This is a genomic window from Halomonas sp. 3D7M, assembly GCF_014897885.1.
Lineage (GTDB): Bacteria > Pseudomonadota > Gammaproteobacteria > Pseudomonadales > Halomonadaceae > Vreelandella.
Window position 1 is genome coordinate 294 of record NZ_JABUZF010000183.1, and the last position, 2,819, is coordinate 3,112.

The following is a 2,819-nucleotide window of genomic DNA, read 5'->3' on the forward strand; positions in this document are numbered from 1 at the left end:
GATGTCAGCCGCCAGGTCGGTCATCTTACTATCTGAAAAACCGTAGGCGAGGGCGCGAACGTCGCCGGTCATGGTGGCTGAAAACAGTAGGTTCTGACGGTTTTCAGGCAGGCGTACTAAGATTTTGTGGATATCATCGACAAAACCCATGTCGACCATTCTGTCCGCTTCGTCCAACACCATAACTTGAAGTTCATCAAAGTGCAGCGCACGCTGATGTGCCAAATCCAGCAATCTACCCGGCGTGGCGACCAAAATATCCACTCCTTCGATTAGCCGCTCTTTTTGAGGCGCGGTATCCACACCGCCATACACCGCCATAGAGGTTAACTGCGTGTGCTTAGCGCATTGAGCCACATTGGCTTCGACCTGAACCGCTAACTCGCGGGTCGGCACCAGAATCAGCGCGCGTATGCGCTTGCCGCGTAACGCTTCCGCTTTGCTGAATCGCTCTAACAGAGGCAGAACAAAGGCAGCAGTTTTGCCTGTTCCTGTTTGTGCGGTGGCGATTAAGTCTTTGCCCGAAAGAATGGCAGGAATCGCTTGTTCCTGGATGGGCGTTGGTGTTTTGTAACCTAGTTCGGTAATCGCTTGAACAAGAGGACGGGATAAGCCTAGTTTTGAAAATGGCATGAGGTGCTCAGACAGATGGTCGTAAGGTGTGTCGAAAATAAAAGATGACGCAGTATAGCGTAAAAGCAGCCGTTCATTGCTCGAATAGAGCAATTAGCTTCATAGTGCCGAATGGCGACTTTTATGATGAAATGACAGACATTAATTAAATGAATGGTAAGTGATATTTTGTAGTACGTTTTGTTTTTTATGATTTTTTTAATTTCGAACGCTGTGTGTTTGAATTATGATTAGCTTTAACTAAGTAGATTAGCTTTTACTAAATAGCTGGCCGCTGCAGCGGAGGCGCTTTAGGCCTCACATATTTTTGAGCCACAATTGCGGGTGCGCTGCGCTTACCACGCACTACAAAATCAAACGATGGCACGTTTGTGGCGCGGCGTAAGGCTTGGCGAGGAACGAGCCATAAGGCACCCGCGATGGCAGCGCAGCCCGGCGCGTTCATTTAATATCAGATCGTGCAGTCTATCCACTGTTAAGATTTTAGGGATTAATAATGACGACTTCGATTAGAAAACTTTTCCTCAATTACCTGTCCCAATTGACGGCCATTATTGAGAAAGTGCCGGAAGAGCTGTTTTCAGACACCCTACACGAAGGGATGTTTTCTCTGGAAATGAATGCACAAATAGCTGCCAACTTTCTTTTAAGGGGGTACTGTCCGTTAGTTGGTGGTGAAGTTGTTTCGTATGAGCTTTCAGCGTCAGGTAAAAATGCGTCCCTTAGGTTGATACACGAGGTGCAAATTCAGCTTGAGACACTTCCTGATATTGAAGGGTTAGACGATAGTAAGTTGATATCAGATACAGCAGGTTTTACAGAGATTAGCCTTCCGCAAAGCAGTTACGTGTTTAGGTATATAGTCCCTAACTACATGTTTCATATGAGCATGGTATATGCGATAGCGAGAAAAGCCGGTGTACCTCTTAGTAAAGGGGATTTCGACGGTTTACACTCTTATCCTGTTGGTTTCAGTTTTATTGATTAGCATCTCCCTAACAAAGCGTTTCAGAGGGGGAGTGAGCAAAAGGAGGAAGCGTGCATCATTTAGCAGCTCAATGGATTGTGGGGTTACTGAGAGAAAGGAGTATTCCTTTTTTGATCTGCGGTGGGCTCGCAGCAAAGGGGTATGGTTCAGAGCGTGAGCTTAATGACATCGACCTGTTTGTCCCCGGCGAGCACTTTGCGTCAGTGGTTCAGGCCGGTCAGCAGTTTGTATCCAAAGCTGCCGCTCACCGCCAGGAGGAAGGCTGGGATCTAACCTACGTCCAGTTCAAATATGAAGGTATTAAAGTGGAGGTAGGTAACTCTGACGGCTCGCAAATTTTCGATGCAAGTAACGAAACCTGGGTACCGCTCAACATAGATTTTTCTCGCTATGTAACCGTGCATTTATTGGGTCTTGAACTTCCTCTTATGCTGAAGGACGATCTGGTGCGGTATAAATCTATACTCGCACGGCCGGTGGATATCGAAGATGTCTGCGCTATCCGTGAGAACGAGGAGCCAGGTAATTCACCCAGTGACAGGTGAGGAGGTTCGAGGAGAAAGAGTGATGAAAACAGTCACTAGAGAAGTGCGTCTGCGCATGAATTTCAGTCAACTGTAGAGAAGCACGATGATCGTAGAAAATGTGCTTCCTGAAAATTATGCAGAGATGCTTAATGTTTGGGAAGAGTCAGTCCGAGCAACTCATGAATTTATAACGGAAGAAGATATTGAGTTTTTTAAACCAATTATCATTGAGCAGGCATTTCCCGCTGTTACATTGAGGTGCGTTAAAGATGAACGTGGTTCAATCCTAGGTTTTTTGGGTGCCCAAAATTCAAAGATTGAAATGCTATTCATCTTGAATGAAGCGCGAGGGAAAGGCATTGGTAAGGCACTACTGAAATACGCAATTGAGCAGTTAGGTGCAACCAAAGTGGACGTCAATGAACAAAATCCACAGGCTGTTGGTTTTTACGAGCATATGGGTTTTAAAGTAGTTTCACGTTCACCCTTTGATGATATGGGAAAACCCTTTCCAATTCTGCATATGACACTTTAAGGCTAGATTTGTGGTAACCAGGCTTGCTAGAAGAAACGCCCGAGGCTAATAACCTTGGGCGTTTCCGTATGTGGTGGGAAAATCGTATAACAACGTGCTCAGGGCAGATTCGCAACGTAAGCGTCCATTCCGCGAC

Annotated in this window: 4 protein-coding genes; 3 read left to right on the forward strand and 1 reads right to left on the reverse strand. The window is 46.1% G+C overall.

All coding sequences use genetic code 11. From position 1 onward, the window contains the following. Positions 1-633: DEAD/DEAH box helicase (locus tag INT22_RS10525; RefSeq protein ID WP_226912602.1), on the reverse strand; the 633-nt coding region annotated here is incomplete at its 3' end. A gap of 496 nt (positions 634-1,129) precedes the next feature. Here INT22_RS10525 and INT22_RS10530 point away from each other — a divergent pair. The 3 genes from INT22_RS10530 to INT22_RS10540 all read left to right on the forward strand — a co-directional run bounded on the left by INT22_RS10530 (position 1,130) and on the right by INT22_RS10540 (position 2,683). Then, the gene (locus INT22_RS10530) at positions 1,130-1,621 is read left to right on the forward strand and encodes a DUF1993 family protein (RefSeq protein ID WP_193068194.1); all 492 of its coding nucleotides are present in this window, start codon (positions 1,130-1,132) and stop codon (positions 1,619-1,621) included. Between the two features lie 50 nt (positions 1,622-1,671). Beyond that, on the forward strand, positions 1,672-2,166 hold the full coding sequence (locus tag INT22_RS10535) for a hypothetical protein (protein ID WP_193068195.1): 495 nt from the start codon (positions 1,672-1,674) through the stop codon (positions 2,164-2,166). Positions 2,167-2,251: 85 nt separating this feature from the next. After that, complete coding sequence (locus INT22_RS10540; protein ID WP_193068196.1) at positions 2,252-2,683, forward strand: GNAT family N-acetyltransferase; 432 nt, start codon at positions 2,252-2,254, stop codon at positions 2,681-2,683. Positions 2,684-2,819 lie beyond the last annotated feature (136 nt).